Origin of the sequence: Flavobacterium defluvii, from assembly GCF_900129555.1 — a bacterium.
In the GTDB taxonomy this organism is placed as follows: Bacteria; Bacteroidota; Bacteroidia; order Flavobacteriales; family Flavobacteriaceae; genus Flavobacterium; species Flavobacterium defluvii.
In genome coordinates, this window is record NZ_FQWC01000004.1 from 173,453 (window position 1) to 192,548 (window position 19,096).

16 protein-coding genes are annotated in these 19,096 nt (G+C 34.7%); 9 read left to right on the top strand and 7 right to left on the bottom strand.

Features of this window, described 5'->3' with window-relative positions:
• Positions 1-21: 21 nt before the first annotated feature.
• On the bottom strand, positions 22-798 hold the full coding sequence (locus BUC29_RS11195) for a TIGR03915 family putative DNA repair protein (protein ID WP_073416265.1): 777 nt from the start codon (positions 796-798) through the stop codon (positions 22-24).
• A 5-nt stretch (positions 799-803) separates the two neighbouring features.
• Positions 804-2,063 carry a putative DNA modification/repair radical SAM protein gene (locus BUC29_RS11200; RefSeq protein WP_073416266.1) on the bottom strand — a complete coding sequence of 420 codons (1,260 nt, stop codon included), beginning with the start codon at positions 2,061-2,063 and terminating at the stop codon, positions 804-806.
• Positions 2,064-2,402: 339 nt separating this feature from the next.
• Between BUC29_RS11200 and BUC29_RS11205 the strand changes: the two genes are divergently transcribed.
• Positions 2,403-2,645, top strand: a complete 243-nt coding sequence (locus tag BUC29_RS11205) for a hypothetical protein (RefSeq protein ID WP_073416267.1) — start codon at positions 2,403-2,405, stop codon at positions 2,643-2,645.
• An 11-nt stretch (positions 2,646-2,656) separates the two neighbouring features.
• Here the strand turns inward: BUC29_RS11205 and BUC29_RS11210 are convergent, their stop codons facing one another.
• Positions 2,657-3,256: a 5'-methylthioadenosine/S-adenosylhomocysteine nucleosidase family protein gene (locus BUC29_RS11210; RefSeq protein WP_073416434.1), complete on the bottom strand. Its 600-nt coding sequence runs from the start codon at positions 3,254-3,256 to the stop codon at positions 2,657-2,659.
• 172 nt (positions 3,257-3,428) lie between these two features.
• On the opposite strand from BUC29_RS11210, the gene BUC29_RS11215 reads away from it, so the two are divergent.
• The 3 genes from BUC29_RS11215 to BUC29_RS11225 all read left to right on the top strand — a co-directional run bounded on the left by BUC29_RS11215 (position 3,429) and on the right by BUC29_RS11225 (position 5,186).
• A complete protein-coding gene (locus tag BUC29_RS11215; protein WP_073416268.1) occupies positions 3,429-3,992 on the top strand; it encodes a DUF6642 family protein in 564 nt (187 codons plus the stop codon).
• Between the two features lie 2 nt (positions 3,993-3,994).
• The gene (locus BUC29_RS11220) at positions 3,995-4,915 is read left to right on the top strand and encodes an AraC family transcriptional regulator (protein ID WP_073416269.1); all 921 of its coding nucleotides are present in this window, start codon (positions 3,995-3,997) and stop codon (positions 4,913-4,915) included.
• Between the two features lie 70 nt (positions 4,916-4,985).
• Positions 4,986-5,186: a hypothetical protein gene (locus tag BUC29_RS11225; RefSeq protein WP_073416270.1), complete on the top strand. Its 201-nt coding sequence runs from the start codon at positions 4,986-4,988 to the stop codon at positions 5,184-5,186.
• Between the two features lie 123 nt (positions 5,187-5,309).
• On the opposite strand, the gene BUC29_RS11230 is transcribed toward BUC29_RS11225, so the two are convergent.
• The 4 genes from BUC29_RS11230 to BUC29_RS11245 form a co-directional block, all read right to left on the bottom strand.
• Complete coding sequence (locus BUC29_RS11230) at positions 5,310-6,884, bottom strand: DUF5123 domain-containing protein (protein ID WP_084538629.1); 1,575 nt, start codon at positions 6,882-6,884, stop codon at positions 5,310-5,312.
• Between the two features lie 38 nt (positions 6,885-6,922).
• Entirely contained in the window at positions 6,923-8,713 is a 1,791-nt protein-coding gene (locus tag BUC29_RS11235) for a RagB/SusD family nutrient uptake outer membrane protein (RefSeq protein ID WP_073416272.1), read from the bottom strand.
• A gap of 20 nt (positions 8,714-8,733) precedes the next feature.
• Positions 8,734-11,949, bottom strand: coding sequence for a SusC/RagA family TonB-linked outer membrane protein (locus BUC29_RS11240; RefSeq protein WP_073416273.1), 3,216 nt, complete (start codon positions 11,947-11,949; stop codon positions 8,734-8,736).
• A 579-nt stretch (positions 11,950-12,528) separates the two neighbouring features.
• The gene (locus BUC29_RS11245; RefSeq protein ID WP_073416274.1) at positions 12,529-13,695 is read right to left on the bottom strand and encodes an MFS transporter; all 1,167 of its coding nucleotides are present in this window, start codon (positions 13,693-13,695) and stop codon (positions 12,529-12,531) included.
• Positions 13,696-13,798: 103 nt separating this feature from the next.
• On the opposite strand from BUC29_RS11245, the gene BUC29_RS11250 reads away from it, so the two are divergent.
• The 5 genes from BUC29_RS11250 to BUC29_RS11270 all read left to right on the top strand — a co-directional run bounded on the left by BUC29_RS11250 (position 13,799) and on the right by BUC29_RS11270 (position 19,094).
• The gene (locus BUC29_RS11250) at positions 13,799-14,632 is read left to right on the top strand and encodes an AraC family transcriptional regulator (protein ID WP_073416275.1); all 834 of its coding nucleotides are present in this window, start codon (positions 13,799-13,801) and stop codon (positions 14,630-14,632) included.
• A gap of 70 nt (positions 14,633-14,702) precedes the next feature.
• Positions 14,703-15,086: a hypothetical protein gene (locus tag BUC29_RS11255; protein ID WP_073416276.1), complete on the top strand. Its 384-nt coding sequence runs from the start codon at positions 14,703-14,705 to the stop codon at positions 15,084-15,086.
• Between the two features lie 155 nt (positions 15,087-15,241).
• Positions 15,242-15,772, top strand: coding sequence for a DUF3347 domain-containing protein (locus BUC29_RS11260; protein ID WP_073416277.1), 531 nt, complete (start codon positions 15,242-15,244; stop codon positions 15,770-15,772).
• Between the two features lies 1 nt (position 15,773).
• Positions 15,774-16,334, top strand: coding sequence for an AraC family transcriptional regulator (locus BUC29_RS11265; RefSeq protein ID WP_073416278.1), 561 nt, complete (start codon positions 15,774-15,776; stop codon positions 16,332-16,334).
• 231 nt (positions 16,335-16,565) lie between these two features.
• On the top strand, positions 16,566-19,094 hold the full coding sequence (locus tag BUC29_RS11270; protein ID WP_073416279.1) for a heavy metal translocating P-type ATPase: 2,529 nt from the start codon (positions 16,566-16,568) through the stop codon (positions 19,092-19,094).
• Positions 19,095-19,096: the final 2 nt, after the last annotated feature.

The window sequence follows — 19,096 nt, forward strand, 5'->3', positions numbered from 1 at the left end:
TGCATTTTTACGGAATAAAACTTATCTGTTTAAATCCGGAATTTTCTCTGTCAAATTTTTCCAGTAACGTTTTGGCATGTGCTGTAAGTGCAGTTTTGTATTTTTTCTCGATTCGATATTAACACTTTTAAAAAACTGTCGCCAAAGATTCTGGAAAAATTCTTCATTGTCATCACTTATCTCGGCTAAAAATTTAGATGAAGTAGAATTGGCATTAAATTCCAATTGTACAGAGGTAGTATTTTCAAGATCATAATAAATTCCGTATTTGCGTTTAGTATCATAAATTAACCAGCGTTGGTCTGCATAACGATGTTTAAAATGCTTTTCAATTAGAGGAAGTACATCACAGTCGGGCTCTACCATGGCATAATACAAATTATCTTTTGTTAATTTAAACCGCACAAAAGCTTTCATTCTGTGGCTTTCTTTTCCGGTTAAATATGCCGCTTTGCTAATTGCCAAAACTGCAGCATTAGACAAATCATCTTCTATATTTACAGTACTTGAAAAAATATACTTTACATATTGAAACAGGGTTTCGTCTATTTTATCAATGTCTGATAAAAATGCTTTATAAATATTCGCAAAACCTTGTGATGAAAGCTTTTCTTTTAATCCTTTTAAAACACGTTTTGCTTTTTGAAAATCGGTTGTTACAAAATATCTTTCAGAAAAAAGTAATGTATTAGAAACTTCGCTTTTAGCAAAAACAACATCTTCGAATTTCAGTTCGTAAATTTCAAATACAGCCGTCAGCCAGCCTTCAAAAGTACTATCGTAAATTACTTGTGTCATTTGGTTTAAAATAAAGAAAGCTGATTCGAAAAATCATTTTTGTATTTGCTATTCTGCGTATTCAAAATATGATCTTTTATTTGAATCGAAGTTAAATCCCGCTGTAATTGAAAAGGCGATGCAAAAGCCAAAAAGTATTTTGAACGACTGTAAGCGATTCCTAATTTTTGTAAATCTTCTGGCTGAAGACGTTTAAATTTTCGGGCCGCGACAATTTTTTTGGCACCCGAAACACCAATTCCGGGAATTCGCAGAATTAACTCTAAATCGGCGGTATTGATATCAACAGGAAATTTTTCCAGATTTCGCAAAGCCCAGCCTAGCTTTGGATCAATATCCAAATCAAGGTTTGGCTGATCAAAGCCTACAATTTCATTAACGTTAAATCCGTAAAAACGAATTAACCAATCGGCCTGATACAAACGGTTTTCACGAATCACAGGCACGGGCGTTCCAATTGCCGGAAGCCGATTGTCGTAACTTATGGGTACATATCCCGAATAATAAACCCGGCGCATATTCATCTTTTCGTAGAAATAATTGGCCATTCCGAGAATTTCCAGATCATTTTCTTTAGTTGCGCCAATTACCATTTGTGTACTTTGTCCTGCTGGAACAAAAAGCGGGGCTTTGTAGTTTAGCTTTTTTTCTTCTTTATAACCAACGATTTCATTTTTTAAATATTCCATTGGTTTAATCACATCAATATGATTTTTATCCGGAGCTAATAATTTAAGGCTTTGTTCTGTTGGCATTTCGACATTTACACTTAAACGATCGGCGTAAAGACCGGCTTCTTTGAGAAGTTCTGCACTCGCGCCCGGAATTGCTTTGAGATGAATGTATCCGTTGAAATTTTCTTCCAGCCGAAGTTTTTTTACGATTCTCACCAAACGTTCCATTGTATAATCGGGATTGTCAAAAATACCCGAACTCAAAAACAAGCCTTCAATATAATTTCTTCGGTAAAAACCAATCGTTAAATCTACCACTTCCTGAACCGTAAAAGCGGCACGTTTTATGTCGTTGCTTTTTCTGCTTACGCAATACGCACAATCGAAAATGCAGTGATTGGTAAGTAAAATTTTAAGCAAAGAAACACAGCGCCCGTCTTCGGTATACGCATGACAAATTCCGTTTCCGGATGCATCGCCCAAGCCTTTGTCTTTATTTTTCCGTGTGCTGTTACTTGATGAACACGAAACATCATATTTTGCCGCATCGGCCAAAATTGCCAGTTTCTCCATTACTCTTTCGTGTACCATTTTGAGTTTTATTTGTTTTCAAATGAAATTTTATTACTTCAAAATTAGGGATTTGGCATTGAGAAATATTCGAAATCACTGTTCTAAATTGTATCAAATTTTTAGACTCAAACCCAGTAATAACAAAGCTTTTCTTAATAAATAAACATCTGAAAAATAAATGCATTAAAACTCAAAAACAGGTATAAATACGTGGTGTAGATTTTTTGATTCTTTATACATTGAATGACCATTTTTTAAAGAGAAAAAATTATTAGTCCCCCTGTAATTATTTTTCAACTTTATTTGATGACTTGAGTATACTCATTAGCGAATTTATAATTAGAAAAAGCTGCAAAAATGAACTTTTTAAATGGACAAGATGTATCCTACACAACTTTAAGTGGGAGATCTTATAGGGCGACAGTAATAGAGAGAAAAATAGATTTCAAAAAAGGACTTATAAAGAAATCTGCAATCAAAGAAATGACATATCATTATTTGATTGAAATTCAAAAAAATAACTTTACGCAAAGAATTCTTTGCACAGAAAATCAAATTACGGTTTTAGAGAAAAAGGAGTGCGCGCAGAAAGCGGCTTAGTTTTTATTAAACTAAATCAAAACATCTTTACTCAAACCCAAAATTTTACCATAGGCAACTGCCGCTTTATGTACCTGAACTGTCCAGTCTTCGGCTGCGTTATCGTCTGCGCCATCAGAAACGTATTTGAGACATAAAAACGGGATATTCTCTTTCATTGCGATCATGGCCAAAGCATAGGCTTCCATGTCGACAACATTATAAGCATCTGAGCAATGCCCCATTTCAAAATTGTCGCCGGTTCCGCAGATACCTTCCTGCAGACCATCCATCGTTAAACCGTATTCCAAAATCGGCGGAAGTCCGGACAATGGTGTTTCATATTGTGCAAAACCTAAACCACGAACATCCATATCTCTCTGTACAAATTTGGTACAGCAGATAACATCTCCTTTTTGATAGCAGCTGCTTCCCGCCGATCCGAGATTTATAATTATGGAAGGCTTTTTCTTTTGTATTGCTTTTGACAATTCATAAGCAGCATTCACCTTTCCAATTCCTGTGATTAATGTCTGGCAGTTTTTAAAAACTTTAGCAGCTTCAGATTCGAGTGCAAAAGTGAATAAGATATCTTCAATAGCAAAAGACTGTTCTGCGTTAATTTGTATCATTGGTAATTTTGATTTTTCAGTCTGCAAAAATACGCTTAAAAAAGTTTTTTCCTTTAAAGTATTTCTTCTAATTCTAAAAACCACGTTAAAATCCCAATCTCATAACGGTTTTTCCATATAAAAAAATATATTTGTCAAAAGCAGTTTTTCCAAAAACCGAAATGACATTTGTATGGATAATGAAAAATTTATTTTCTGCCTTGAAGGCGTTCAGGACGTAGATACCGTTACGACTACTGATGTGGTTAAAAATCTGGAAGAAATTGCTTTTGATCAGGGTATTGCAAGTATTTATAAAACCTGTGATACTATTGAAGGTTTAGAAGAAAGTTTAAACACTTTACTTTACGATGATCATAATTTTAAAGATTATGAGATCATTTATCTTGTAATGCCGGGGCAGGAAAATAATATCTGCCTTCATGATTATTATTACAGTCTTGAAGAAATAGCCGAGCTTTTTGAAGGAAAGATGAAAGGAAAAATTATTCATTTTGCCAATAAAAAAAGACTCGACCTCAACGAAGAAGAAGCTCAATATTTTCTTGATATTACGGGTGCTCGTGCCATATCTGGTTACGGATCAACTTATAATAAAATTGCCAGCTGCAGTACGATCGACAAAGCTTTTTTTAGTTTGTATCAGGAAAACGATGATCTTACGGAAGTGGTAGAAGATTTGTTTCAAAAACATTATGCGCTTTGCAAATTACTTGATTTTAGATTGTATTATTAAGTATGGGCGCAAAGACAATCGAAAAAATAAAAACTTATAACCCATCAGGATTTAGAGAAAAGTTTTTGGGAGAAGACAATCCGATTCATTTGCTTTTCAAGTCAAATTCGGATCATTTTTTTTGTTTGGAAATTGAGGAAATCATGCAGATGCAGCATCCGGTACCGCCTTGCAAACATTCTTGCCATACTTTGATTTTTATTTCCTCCGGCCAGCATGTTATGAAGCTGGGGTATCAGGAATACATTACGACAGATAATGAAATAATTGTGATTCCGGCGGGTCAGATTTTCTCTCTTGAAAATGTCAACAATATACACAAAGGTTATATCTGCCAGTTTCATCCCGATATTTTAATTGGGAAATACGGAAGCCGTGAAATGATTAATGAATTTGATTTCATGAAAATTTCAGGAAATCCAAAAATTACTTTAGCTCACAACGACGTTCCTAATATTACGGCTATCCTGAGCCGGCTTCAAAAAGAATATTCTGAAACAACAACAGCAAACTTAAACATCGTACAATCATATCTGATTACGTTGTTTTATGAAATGAATAAAAATTCGGCTACGAATTCTAAAAGCATTTCGGCGGCTGAGGTTATTACAAATAAATTCAAAGAATTGATTCATCAGAATATTAAAACCCATCATTTGGTTCATTATTATGCTTCGCTGCTGAATGTTACACCCAATCATTTGAATAAATCGGTTCGAACCGTTACTGGAAAGTCAGCAGCAAAATGGATTGACGAGACCATACTGCTTGAAGCCAAATATTTACTTTTTCAAACAACTCTTTCTGTAAGCGAAATCGCCGTACAAGTTGGGCATGAAGACCAATCATACTTTAGTCGTTTTTTTAAAAAGCATGAAGGAATTAGTCCTATTCAATATAGAAAAATGATTGATAAATGCTAAGTATTGATTATTGAATCCTAATAAAATGCTAGTCTTTTTTCAGAAATTTGCGGCTTCAAAAATGCAAATTATGATTTATGTATTTAAAACTTCTGTTGATAGTCCGTCAAAATTTGAGTCGGCTTCTACCCTGCTTAACGCATTACTTCCCAATACGATATGGAATTTTGATCTCGAAGACTGTGATAATATTTTAAGAATCGACAGCGAACTTGATATTCCGTCTTTAATTCAAAACAATGGCATTTTTGACTGCATTGAATTAGAATAGAGATTATCATTCTCGGTTTGTGCGTTTGAATCACTGATTTTCGCAGATTTAAACGGATTTATTTTTATACAAAAAAGGAATGCGTTTTGCATCCCTTTTTTTAACTAATATAAAAATGAATTATTAATCTAACCATCGAGGATCTCCAATATGATTATCGATCAGGGTTTGATTTTTTACTGTAAAGTCCCCTCCGGCTGCATTTACAAACTGTGGGTCTGCTGTAGTTCCAGAAGCGTCAATTTTGTTTAAATTGATCGTTGCATCCATAAAACCTGGGGCACTGTAATAATAGTTTTTAGTAAATACAGGAGCTGTTGTTCCTGCCTGATTGGAATAAATTGCCGTGGTTGATACTATCAATGTATTTTTTACTGTTGATGTATTGTTTGCAAAACGAACGTATAAAATTCTTTTTGGCGCTGCAGTATTTGAAACATTATACAATGTACAATTTTCGATTAATACATTTGTTGTTAAACCAGTTCCTGAGAATCCATTTGCAGGAGCTACAGCATCTGCACGAACAAAATCACGTCCTGTTGAACAGGTATCAAATGTGCTGTTTTTAAGAACTATGTTTGCTGCATATGTATTTCTGAAATCAATAAAATCGGCACCTGCGTTTGTATTTACGTTTTTAACGACACTATTATCTACTGTAAACGAGCTTACTTTTGATCCGCTTGCATTTGCTGCGATTAATGCACGTGTATAATCGTGAATCTGACTATTACTTATTAAAATATCGCCATAAGTTGCAGCTGTTCCAGCAATTGTTATTACAGCCGCATTATCCATTCCGGTTCCATCTAGATTTAAATCGATTAACGAAAGATTTGATGTTCCTGCATTTACAGTAAATTTCACATACAATTTTGGTTTATCTGAAGTACGTAAACCTCTTATCGTAATTGATTTATTTAAAGCAATTTCTCCTTTAAACACCTGATAATCTCCCGGCATTAAGACTAATACAGAACCAGAAGCTGCTTCTGTTATTTTAGCATTTAAATCATCTTCAGGTTTAACCAAAATCCCGGTTCCAATATCAATTCCGGTTGTAAAAGTTACAATACCTCTTTTCTTCGTTCCGTTTAATAATACTGCTGTATAAGCGGTTTCTCCCGTAAGACCTGTAACAACAGCAGTTCCTGCTGTTTTTTCTGCTGGTGTTATTGTATGGGTAATTCCGCCCGGTTCAACAGAAATTTGTGTAACGGCGCTGTTTGGTGTCCATCTTAAAGTAACTTGTTTTGCTTCGATATCTGCATCCTGAACTGCTGAAAAAAGCTGTTCTGATAATGTCGCTGCTGTTGTAACTGACCATTTAGAATCTGCCAAACCTGTAGAACTAACTGCTTTTACTCGAATAGAATAAACGGTTTCTCCTTCTAGAGGAACCTGAACCGGCAACTCTGCTGCAGTTACGTTTACGGTTTTATAAATGGTTTTAAACTCAGGATCATCTGCACTAAATTCTATCACATAATGATCTGCATCTTCATCATCTTTTATAGTCCAGTTTAGTTCGACTGTTGTTTGGTTTCGCACTTTTGCTGTTAAGCCAATCGGTGAAAATTCCCTGCTTACGTCTAAGGTATCTATCACACCTTCATTATAACTCTCGCAGCCCGAAATAACAGCTGTCAAAAGTAATGAAGCTATTAATCCTTTTATTATATATTTTGTTTTCATAAACATAATGCCTTATAATTAATAATAATTGGGTGAAATTAATAACCGTAATCGTTAACCAGTTTACCGTTACTTCCGTCAATAAATACCTGCCAGATTGGCCAGAATTGTCTATTATCAGGATTTACACCAACTTTGTACAAAGAATTGATTTTTGTATCGGCAGCAGCTCCTGTCCATGTCCATGCGAATGAGGTGTAATCTGCACCCGGATTTGTAGTTTCTCCACGGTTTAATCCATAAATATCTAAGCTGACATTATCGGCTTTAAATTTATAATATAAGGTTGTTGGTACAGTTGCATATTCGCCGGAACGCTGCGATAAGTTGGTCATTTTAACTTTGGCTTCGTCTAATTTTGTTTTTAGAAGATTCCAACGAATAAGCGCTTGTTTGCGTTCCATTTCTCCTGTAAACTCAAATTTATTTTCTTCAACAAGCGCATTAAACATAGCCGTTTTGCTTGTTAAAGCATTTACGTAAGCATCTACTTTTGTAGCATGAACTGCTGTTGGGAATGCTCTTTGGCGAATTTCTTTTAAATATGGTGCTGCTGCACTTGGCCCCTCTAATTCGTTTGCTGCCTCAGCAGCGATTAAAAGAACCTCTGCATAACGCATATAAATTTTATTTACACCATCGTCGTTTGTTGACGTTACAAAACGCGTCATCCATTCGTAACGATATTTTCCAAAATACCAGGTATTTAAAGCTCCTAATTCTTGTTTCGCAATATTGTTTACTGCTGTTCCGTATTTATAAGGAACGCAGGTTACATCTCTTCTTGTATCAGCCTGATCGTAATCATAAAAAACAATTGGAAGCGGTCCTGCAGTTCCTCCACGATTTGCTCCATTGGCATGAAACTGGTCATTTGTAGTATGACGAACGGCAAACGTAAATAACATACGTCCGCGGCCTTCTGAAAATGGAAGTTCCCAAAGAGATTCTCCACCTGCAACTAAATATTCCTGATTGTATTTTTTCCAGAATGTTTCAAAAGAAGGTTCTAAATGTGCAGATCCGCTGGCAATTACTGAGCGGCATTCTGCTAAAGCCAATGCGTACATATTGGCTATAGAAAGCTGCGGATCTGTACTTCTTCTAATTCCGTCAGGATATTGCTGATAACCGCTGGCAGCCATTGCCAAACGCGCACGAAATCCTTTTACAAAAGCTTTATTGATTCTTTCTACACTGCTTGTTGCTGTTGTTTCTCCCGGCCAGGGTACTAATGTGGCAGCTTCTCCTAAATCTGCAAGAAGCTGTTTGTAGATTTCGTCACGACTCGTTTTGGGTACATAAAGATTGTTATTGTTTAAAGGTTCAAATCTATACGGAACATCTCCCCATGCTTTTATTAAATCTGCATAATAAATAGCTCTTAATGTTAAAGCTTCTCCTAGTAAATATCCTAATTGTGATCCCGGTGTTGGATTTCCATACGCACGTAAACCGCGAATGCAAATATTGGCACGCTCAATTCCTGAATACATCATGGCCCAGGCATTGTTTGCTGTATTCATTTGAGAGTTATTTGCTTTCGTATCATACGTACATAAATCTGATGCATCACTTACAGTCTGCGAAGAATTATACCATTCAACATCTGTGTTTAATCCATAAAAAGGAAGAAAACGGCCTCTGTACGAGTTAGTTTCGGCAAACGGAATTTTAATTCCGTCTATTGCTCCTGCCGCTAAATCAGGGCTGGAAAAAATAACAGATTCATCTAAGGTCGATTGTGCCGGAGCATCTAAATAATCGTCTGAACAGGAAGTAAAAATACTCGCTAAAATTAATCCTGCTATTAATATCTTATGTTTCATCTTGTGAAAGTTTTACTGAATTAAAAATTAAGGTTTAAACCAAATATTAACTGTCTGCTTCTTGGGTAAGCCGAATAATCGACTCCCGGAGTAAGCGGCGTATTTCTTCTTGTAGAAGATTCAGGATCAGGACCTGTGTATTTAGTCCATACAAAAACATTACTTGCAGTAAGATAAAATCTAAGCTTAGAAACCCCTAACGCAGACGTTAATTCATTTGGCGTAGTATATCCTAAACTCAGCGTATTAAGTCTAAGAAAAGAACCGTCCTCAACTGCCCAGTCACTAAAAACATAACGAGGCATATATGGCGACCACATTGTAGTGTTTGCATTTAATGAAGCCAATGCTGTTGGGTCTGTTACTAATTGTCCCGTATTCGGGTCAAGGTTTGTCCATCTTGTTCCATCAGCCATTTCAGAATTCAAATTTCTATATTGTCCGTTGGGAATTGAAGTCGAGAATTCAACTTTGTTTGCATTATAAACATCATTTCCAATACTATAGTTAAATGCTGCCGAAAGGTCAAATCCGTATGCATTTGCATTTAATACAAAACCTCCTGTAGTTTTTGGGTTTGCATTTCCGATAACCGTAAGATCATTTGCATCTACTTTATTATCACCTGTAATATCTTTCAATTTCATTGCTCCCGGTTTCATTGGGCCTACAATTGTTGTTGCATCTGCCACACCAGGTTTTAAAGTATACGTTCCTGCGTTATAATCAAAGTCTGAAACTTCGTAGCGTCCGTCACTTTTATATCCATACATGATACCGATTGGCTGACCAACATTTACTAAATAATCATTTCCGATAGCGGTAGAAGCCCATCCTGAACTTGCTCCAAAATTACTCATTACACCAAGAGAATTAATTCTGTTTGTGTTGAATCCTGCATTAAAAGACAAACTCACACCGTATTTCTCTCTTTCTATAAGATTAAGATTTAAAGTAGCTTCGATACCGCTGTTTTCAACTTCCCCCATATTTCTGTATTGGAAATCATATCCTCCGGAAATCGGGAAGTTGATTAATAGATCCTTAGTGACATTTTTATAAAACTCTACAGATCCTGTTACTTTGTTTTTGAATAAATCAAAGTCCAAACCTATATTTTGTGTTACTGTAGTTTCCCATTTTAAATCTGGGTTTGCCATAGTTTTTGATGCTGCCCAGTAATTATCAACACCGTTAATCCATGTAGATGTAGAAGAAATGAAACTTTGAACCATTTGTCCTGTTGGAATGTTATTGTTTCCTGCTTCACCATAACTTACTCTTAATTTAAGAAGGTTAATCCACGAAGCATTTTTCATAAATTCTTCTCCTGAGATTTTCCAGGCTGCCGCAGCTGCAGGAAAAAATCCCCATTTATTGTCACCTAAGAATTTACTAGAACCATCGGCACGGTACGTTGCTGTAAAAAGATAACGGTCTTTGTAATCATAATTTACACGACCAAAGAAAGAAAGCAGTTTATCATCCGGAAAATAGAAATTATCAACTGCAACCGGAGTTCCCTGTGTAGTTAATTTTTTAGCCTGATCTAAACCAAATGTTAACGGATAACCGTGAATTGCAGTATTTACATCATTCCTTTTATACTCAATAGATTCTTCTCCTAAAAGTAATTTTAAACTATGATTTTCTCCAACCAATTTTTTAAGATCATAGTTAAGCGTATTGGCATTTCTAAAACGAGTATCTTTTCTGTCTCCCAAAATCATGGCTGGCATTCCTTGTCTTTCTGCAGCCGGATTATTTTTTACATAGTAAGTTGAACGTCCGAAATAACGATAATCTAAATAATTGTAGTTATCTAAACCTAATTCTGTTTTAAAAACTAAATCGGAAGTAAGTTTCCAGGAAAAACTTCCCAGCATATTAAAGTTTTTTCTGAATTGCTGGCGATCAGTATCGGCAATAGCCACAAAAGGATGTGTCAAATTTTCAGAAACTGCTTCATCAGTATCATCTGTCGTTAATCCCGGAACCGGAATTGGAGCATATCCAACCACATTTTTCAAACGAGAATCTGCAGAAGAAACTTCATTTTGTTCGTTCATACCGCCACCGTTAATTTCAGTATCTGAATAACGCATTGTAAAACTTAAATCTATTTTATCAGAAGCTTTGCTGTTTAAAGCAAGAGACAAGTTATTTCTATTAAAATCTGACCCTCTCATGATTGCTTTTTCATCATAATGAGCGTAGTTGAAATTATAATTCATTTTCTCAGAACCACCTCGAATAGATAAATCACGGCTCTGAACTTCACCGGTACGTCCAAAAACCTGTCTTTGCCAATTATTTCCTTTCATGCCTTTGTACATATCATAATCCTGCCATGAACCAAAATACTTTTCATACGAACTCAGATCGGTATTATCTTTAAGCAAAGCATATTCATATTGCCATTTTACGTAATCTTCAGGCGATGTAACATCAATAGTATTGGCAATTTTTTTCATTCCGTAAAACATATTATAGTTTACAGAAATTTTACCGTCTTTACCTTTTTTAGTAGTAACAATTACAACTCCATAAGCACCTCTTGAACCATAAATTGCAGTAGATGACGCATCTTTTAATATTGTCATTGTTTCGATATCAGAAGAAGAAATGTCGTTAATATTATTTACCGGAAATCCGTCAACAATGTATAAAGGCGAAGCATCTTGTGTTAAAGATCCGTTTCCACGAATTCTAATCTGAACGTTTGAATCCGGCGATCCTTCAGAAGAAGTTACCTGAACCCCTGCAACACGTCCTGTTAAAGCTTCGGCTACGTTTGGAACCGGAATTTTTCGCATTTCATTTCCAGAAAATGTAGACACAGCACCCGTTAAATCAGATTTCTTTGATGTTCCATATCCAATTACTACAACTTCATTCAGGTTATTAGCATCTTCAGACATGACTGCATCTACTTTATTTTTTCCGGCCGCACTAACATCAATACTTTTAAAACCTATAAATGAGAAGCTTATGACAGCCTTAGGATTATTTAATTTCAATTTATAGTGACCGTCAAAATCTGTAGAAGTCCCGTTCTTTGTTCCTTTTTCCAGTACATTAACCCCCGGCAAGGAAAGTCCGGCTGCATCTTTAACGGTTCCTTCTATTGTTACTGTCTGAGCAAGCGCACGATTGCTCAACAGCAAACACAATAAAAAAACAAGAACATAGCAATGATTTGCGCCCTTGTTTAATAAATCTTTAAAAAAATTCATGGTTGATTGTTTAAGTTAGTAAATTGTTTTTTGTGGTTTGTTTTTGTGTTTGCAAATCCAGTTTTTACAATGTTTATAAAGACTGAGACTTTGCAGTATTTAAAATTTAAATATTCATTTTTACAGGAATTAAAACTTTATAATTTCACGTTTAAAAAAAGTTGTAATCGATTACACAAACATAGATATTTTTTTTATATAAAAAATTAAAATTCATAAAAATTTCATAAATTGAACTAAATATTAAAAATAAAAGCGCTTTTTTATACGACATGTATAATTTTATCGAGATATAAATATTAAATATATTATTGTTATTTGAACATTTTATATGTTTTTATCAAATAAAACAATCGATTACATGCTTCATTTAAAACATTTTTAAGTGTTGTTTTAACATTTAATTTTAGTCCAATAATTTTATATTTTATCTAATGCGGGCAATATTTAACAAGTTTTTCTTTTAAAAACATTTTCCTAACTCAAGTTTGGATTATCATTATTAACGAAAACATTTAGGCATAAAAAAAACCCTTAGAAAAACTCTAAGGGTCTAATATTATTATATTACTATAAAACTTATGCGCTTTGAAGCTGCAGATTGTTTTTGCGTATTCTTATCAATGTTAAAGTTATAATCATCCCAATAACAGACATTCCAACACCAATAAGATTTGGCGATGCGTAACTATATCCTAATGTTAAGGGTAATCCGCCAAGGAAAGCTCCCAAAGCGTTTCCGATATTAAAACTTCCCTGTAGAGAAGCTGAAGCGATCATCTCTGCTCCTTTTGCAGTTCGAATCATCAGCATTTGAATTGGTGCAATAACTGAGAAAGAAATAGCTCCGGTTAAGAAAGTTAAAAACAAAGAAACATATTGATTTGATGAAAAGAAATAAACTAAAATTAAATCAACCGCCATTACAAACAATAATGATAATGTAGTTGGTGCAGGGGAATATTTATCAGCCAGTTTTCCTCCGGCAAAATTTCCAACTACCATTCCGAGTCCGGCAAGGATTAAAATATAGGAAACATCACCTTCAGCAAATTTGGAAACATTGGTTAATAAAGGAGCAATATAACTTATCCACGCAAATAAACCTCCAAAACCAATTGCCGTTATTCCGATAATTAACCATGCTTCGGTTCTTTTAAAAAACTCTAACTGTTTTTTCATATTTACAGTTTCTCCTTTCTCTAACTGCGGCATCCACAATGAGATAAGCAAAAAAGTAAGCAGACCAACAGCCGCTATTAATACAAAAGTATATCGCCATATAAAATTATGACCTATATAAGTCCCAATAGGAACTCCAATTAAATTTGCCAGCGTTAAACCCGAAAACATAATCGCGATCGCTTGTGCTTCTTTTCCTTTATCTGCCAAACGGCTTGCAACTACAGCACCTACTCCAAAAAATGCTCCATGCGGTAATCCCGATAAAAATCGCGAAGCAAATAAAAAATTATAAGTAGGCGCTATAATTGAAAGCGCATTAAAAACCGTTAACATCAATGCCAAAATTAAAAGCATTTTTTTGGGTGGAAAATTTCTTCCAAGGATTACTAATAAAGGAGCGCCAATAACAACTCCAAGCGCATAAGAAGAAATTAAGTACCCGGCAACCGGAATACTCACTTTCATATCTGAAGCAATATCAGGAAGAAGACCCATCATTACAAATTCGGTTATACCGATTGTTAAACCTCCAAAAGAGAGTGCAATAAGACTTTTTTTCATTTTGATTTCATGAGAAAGGGAAAGACTTTCTACGTTGCAAATTTAATACCATTAGACAAGAAAAAAGTTGTACATTTACAACATAAACTTGTAATAATAAAACATGCCGAAATTAAATCAGTTTGAAACTCTTGTGATTCACGAGTTCGAAGATGAAAAATTTCATCTGCCGCCGCATACGCATACTTATTATGAAATCATTTATATAAAGAAAGGAAGCGGAGTTCATCACCTCAACAATAATCTTCTCCCATACAAATCCGGAGACTTATTTGTGATTTCTCCAGAAGACGAACATTATTTTGATATTAAAAAATCGACCCGGTTTGTTTATATTAAATTCACAGACAATTATTTCAATTCCAAACAAAATTTAACCTGCGACGAATTTCTGATTCATACACCGGAAAATTTTATGCGTGATAAATTATTAAAAGAAACCGTTTTAAAATTAGACGATCCGTGCAAAACGATTCTTAAAAACACAATCGAAAACATTACGGCTTATAATTGTAAAAGTGATATTTCGACTTCGCCAATAATCTTCTATCAGATTCTTTCTATTTTTGGTTTAATAAAGGAAACTATAAAATGTATGAATCTGCGAATGGAATCAACGCATATTGATAATGAACAAATTGCAACTTATATTCACCAGAATATTTATAATCCAAAACTGGTTCAGATAAAAGTTATTGCCAGTCATTTTAATATTGCTGAAACTTATTTCAGCGCTTATTTTAAAAGAACCTTTTCTATCAGCTATCGCGAATACATCAATAATCTGCGAACGACTTTAATCGAAAAACGTATTCATAACGACAAGCTTTCCATTAAACAAATTGCTTATGAATTTGGTTTTACAGATGAAAGTCATCTTTCGAATTACTTTAAGAAAAAGAAAAACATGAAACCGACAGACTTTAAGAAAACATAAAATTTGAAATCTTAAATAAAGAACAGCTCTTAGAAAAATTATCTAAATTTGTATTTCAAAAGCATTTTCATTGAAGAAAAAAATCCACATATTATTTTTCATTTTAACTCTTGGCTTCTTTATGATGTCCAATTCAGGTTACGCATGTGAAAAATCTGCAGAGAAAACTTCATGCGAAAAGAAAACCGTTTCTAAAAAAGAGAATTCAGATTCTTGTCAGGAAAATTGCTGCAAGAAAGGTCATGACTCTAAAGATCAGCACGGCTGCAGCGGAAAATGTGATCATTCGGGCTGTACAACAACTGCTTTACAATTTAGTTTGATAACAACAAACGAATTTGAATTCGAAAATAATCTCTTTAATTTTTCTTCAGAGAAATCTATTTCGTACTATAAAACTGCCGGTATTTCTGATGGTTTTACTTCTATTTGGTTAATTCCTAAAATAAAGTAATTCTATTTGTTACAGCCATAATTGCGTTTGGTTTAACCACAATCCCGATAGCCTTCGGGAGCAAAGATTTACGCAAATCGCATTTTTTTTTCGAAGTAAAAAAATTTAACTTAAATATAAGGATTTTTAATTCCTTTCAATAAAAACCACATAAAATGAAAAATTCAATATCAACTATAGCAGCAATAATCACATTATTATTTTCTGCAAATACTATTCAGGCAAACTCAATAAAAACTACAGAAACAGGATTTGAAATTGCTGATTCAAGTCAGTTACAAACTGTTTATGATGCCTATTTTACTGTAAAAGATGCTTTAATAAAAAGTGATGCAAAATTAACTTCGGCGAAAGCCAAGGATTTATTAGACGCAATTACTGCCGTAAAAATGGACAAACTAAAAAGCGATGAACATACTGCCTGGATGAAAGTAGTTAAAAAATTAACTGCCGATGCTAAAAGTATTTCGACTACGGCTGATCTTAAAAAGCAGCGCGAAACTTTTAAATCATTATCTAAAAATACTTACACTTTAATTAAAGTTTCAAAATCTGGCGAAACTGTTTACAAACAATATTGTCCAATGGCCGATGCCGACTGGTTAAGCAAAGAAAAAGCAGTTAAAAATCCGTATTACGGTTCTTCGATGTTAACGTGTGGAAACGTGGTTGAAACCATTAAATAACATGACGCTTTACATCAAAAATATGGTGTGCGCCCGCTGCAAAATGGTTGTGAAGTCTGAATTTGAAAAACTCGGACTTCAGACTGTTTCTGTAGAATTGGGCGAAGTTGAACTTCAGGATGAAATCAATGATGCTCAAAAAGAAATTTTACTCAAAAACCTACAGTCTTTAGGTTTTGATTTTCTGGATGACAAAAAGACCAAAACAATAGAAAAGATAAAGAATCTTATTGTCGATTTGGTTCATCAAAAAAATGGAGAACTTAAAACTAATCTGTCTGATTATCTGGCAGAAAATCTAAATCAGGATTATAATTCGTTGAGCAATCTTTTTTCGGAAATTGAAAATACAACCATCGAAAAGTATTTTATAAGTCAAAAAATTGAGAAAGTAAAAGAATTATTGATTTACAATGAGCTTTCTTTAAGTGAAATTGCTGATCTTTTAAACTATAGCAACATAGCACATTTAAGCAATCAATTCAAAAAAATTACAGGCTTTACTCCTACTTCTTTCAAACAGCTGAAAGATAAAAACCGTATTGAGATAGAGAATTTGTAGTTTTTTTATTTAACCGCAAAGAGCGCAAAGGTTTACGCAAGGTTCGCAAAGATGTTTTAAGACAAAGCTTTGCGAACTTTGCGTTTTTATATAAACCCCAGCATATCAAAAATTCTTGCGTGCTTTGCGGTTAATAAAATAGTAAATCTTACAAATCATTCCCAAAATTCTACAAACCGTTGTAAATCTTACTTCGGAAATTTGCATTGTAATATCCTAAAAACTAAAACAATGACTCACCAATATATAATTTCAGGAATGTCTTGCAATGGATGCCGAACTAAAGTGGAGAAAACGTTAAATGAAATAGAAGGAATTCATGCAGAAGTAACATTAGACCCGCCATTGGCAACCATAACAATGGAAAAACATGTTCCGACAGAAAAGTTTCAGGAAGTTTTATCTGCTGCCGGAAAATATACCATTGAAATGGATTCTCGTAAAAATGAATCTGAGATAAAATCATGTTGTTCAGCTCATAAAAAAGAAGATCATTCCGGACATTTGCACAAAAAAGAAAAAGCTGCAATACCTCATAATGCAACAGGAGTTTTTTACTGCCCAATGCATTGTGAAGGCGATAAAACCTACAACAAACCAGGAGATTGTCCAGTTTGTGGAATGGATTTGGTACCGCAAATTGCCATTGGAACTCAGTATACATGCCCAATGCATCCAGAGGTTATTTCGAATGAGCCAGGGGACTGCCCAATCTGCGGAATGGATTTAGTGCCAATGCAGGCATCTGAATCTGAAGAAAATAAAACATATACCGACTTATTGAAGAAAATGAAGATTGCAACCTTGTTTACGCTTCCTGTTTTCATTATATCCATGTCGGAAATGATTCCTGATAATCCACTTTTTAAATTAATGTCAATTGAAAAATGGAACTGGGTTCAGTTTCTGTTTTCAATTCCGGTTTTGTTTTACGCCGGATGGATGTTTTTTGTACGTGCTTACAAATCAATTGTAACCTGGAATTTAAATATGTTCACTCTAATCGGAATTGGAACCAGCGTCGCTTTTCTATTCAGCATTGCAGGAATGTTTTTTCCTGATCTTTTTCCAGCTGAATTCAAATCACATCACGGAACTATTCATCTTTATTTTGAAGCTACAACCGTTATTATAACATTGGTTTTATTAGGCCAGTTATTAGAAGCCAAAGCTCATGGACAAACCAACGGCGCTATTAAAGCATTATTAAAATTAGCGCCAACCGAAGCGACTTTGGTAGAAAACGGAACTGACAGAACCATATCTATTCACGACATTAAAAAAGGCGATTTATTACGAGTAAAACCGGGAGAAAAAATTCCGGTTGACGGAAAAATAACTTCTGGCGAAAGCAGTATTGACGAAGCTATGATTACCGGGGAACCTATTCCTGTTGATAAAAAAACAGGCGATAATGTAATTTCCGGAACCATCAACGGAACCAAATCTTTTGTTATGACGGCTGAAAAAGTAGGTTCAGAAACTTTGCTTTCGCAGATTATTCAAATGGTAAATGATGCAAGCCGTTCGAGAGCGCCAATTCAAAAACTGGCAGACCGCGTTGCTAAATATTTTGTCCCAACAGTTGTTGCCATTGCTATTTTGACTTTTATTATCTGGGCAAAATTTGGCCCTGAACCTTCTTATATATACGGATTAATAAATGCGATTGCTGTTTTAATTATTGCCTGTCCTTGTGCTTTAGGATTAGCAACTCCAATGTCGGTTATGGTTGGTGTTGGAAAAGGTGCACAACACGGAATTTTGATAAAAAATGCCGAGGCACTCGAAAACATGAACAAAATCGATGTTTTAATTACCGATAAAACCGGAACAATTACAGAAGGAAAACCAACTGTCGAGAAAATTTATGCGATCGATAATAATGAAGACTTTCTACTTCAAAATATTGCTTCTCTAAATCAGCACAGCGAACATCCTTTGGCGCAAGCCGTTGTTAATTTTGCTAAAGATAAAAATCAATCTTTGCTTGAAGTTCCGGATTTTGAAGCCGTTGCCGGAAAAGGAGTTTTAGGAACCGTAAATAATTCAAAAATTGCATTAGGAAATAAAAAGCTGATGGAACAGATTAAAGCTTCGATTTCTGATGATTTTGAAAGCAAAATTACAGCCGAACAAAATCTGGGAAAAACAGTTTCGTACATCGCAGTAAATAACATCGTTTCGGGCTACGTAACTATTACAGACGCCATAAAAACAAACAGTGCCAAAGCAATCAAAGATTTAATCGATCAGGGCGTTGAAGTGATTATGCTTACGGGAGATAATAAAAACACAGCCAAAGCGGTGGCAGATCAACTTCATTTAAGTTCTTTTAAAGCCGAATGTCTTCCCGAAGACAAACTGAAAGAAATTGAACGTTTACAAACCGAAGGGAAAGTTGTAGCGATGGCGGGCGACGGAATCAACGATGCTCCGGCTTTAGCCAAAGCTGATATTGGAATTGCAATGGGAACCGGAACTGATGTTGCGATCGAAAGTGCTAAAATTACACTCGTAAAAGGAGATTTAAACGGCATTGTAAAAGCTAAAAAATTAAGTTTCTCCGTGATGAAAAACATTAAGCAAAATTTATTTTTTGCCTTTATATACAATGTTTTGGGCGTACCTGTTGCGGCAGGAATTTTATATCCTGTATTCGGGATTTTGCTTTCGCCAATGCTGGCCGCGCTGGCTATGAGTTTAAGTTCCGTTTCTGTAATTGCAAATGCTTTACGATTGCGAAATCAAAACCTTTAAAA

What these genes read in the sequence shown, in the direction of transcription:
- BUC29_RS11235 (WP_073416272.1), bottom strand. Translation starts at nt 8,713, where the DNA reads ATGAAACATAAGATATTAATAGCAGGATTAATTTTAGCGAGTATTTTT.
- BUC29_RS11240 (WP_073416273.1), bottom strand. Translation starts at nt 11,949, where the DNA reads ATGAATTTTTTTAAAGATTTATTAAACAAGGGCGCAAATCATTGCTAT.
- BUC29_RS11245 (WP_073416274.1), bottom strand. Translation starts at nt 13,695, where the DNA reads ATGAAAAAAAGTCTTATTGCACTCTCTTTTGGAGGTTTAACAATCGGT.
- BUC29_RS11250 (WP_073416275.1), top strand. Translation starts at nt 13,799, where the DNA reads ATGCCGAAATTAAATCAGTTTGAAACTCTTGTGATTCACGAGTTCGAA.
- BUC29_RS11225 (WP_073416270.1), top strand. Translation starts at nt 4,986, where the DNA reads ATGATTTATGTATTTAAAACTTCTGTTGATAGTCCGTCAAAATTTGAG.
- BUC29_RS11200 (WP_073416266.1), bottom strand. Translation starts at nt 2,063, where the DNA reads ATGGTACACGAAAGAGTAATGGAGAAACTGGCAATTTTGGCCGATGCG.
- BUC29_RS11220 (WP_073416269.1), top strand. Translation starts at nt 3,995, where the DNA reads ATGGGCGCAAAGACAATCGAAAAAATAAAAACTTATAACCCATCAGGA.
- BUC29_RS11215 (WP_073416268.1), top strand. Translation starts at nt 3,429, where the DNA reads ATGGATAATGAAAAATTTATTTTCTGCCTTGAAGGCGTTCAGGACGTA.
- BUC29_RS11195 (WP_073416265.1), bottom strand. Translation starts at nt 798, where the DNA reads ATGACACAAGTAATTTACGATAGTACTTTTGAAGGCTGGCTGACGGCT.
- BUC29_RS11230 (WP_084538629.1), bottom strand. Translation starts at nt 6,884, where the DNA reads ATGAAAACAAAATATATAATAAAAGGATTAATAGCTTCATTACTTTTG.
- BUC29_RS11205 (WP_073416267.1), top strand. Translation starts at nt 2,403, where the DNA reads ATGAACTTTTTAAATGGACAAGATGTATCCTACACAACTTTAAGTGGG.
- BUC29_RS11265 (WP_073416278.1), top strand. Translation starts at nt 15,774, where the DNA reads ATGACGCTTTACATCAAAAATATGGTGTGCGCCCGCTGCAAAATGGTT.
- BUC29_RS11270 (WP_073416279.1), top strand. Translation starts at nt 16,566, where the DNA reads ATGACTCACCAATATATAATTTCAGGAATGTCTTGCAATGGATGCCGA.
- BUC29_RS11260 (WP_073416277.1), top strand. Translation starts at nt 15,242, where the DNA reads ATGAAAAATTCAATATCAACTATAGCAGCAATAATCACATTATTATTT.
- BUC29_RS11210 (WP_073416434.1), bottom strand. Translation starts at nt 3,256, where the DNA reads ATGATACAAATTAACGCAGAACAGTCTTTTGCTATTGAAGATATCTTA.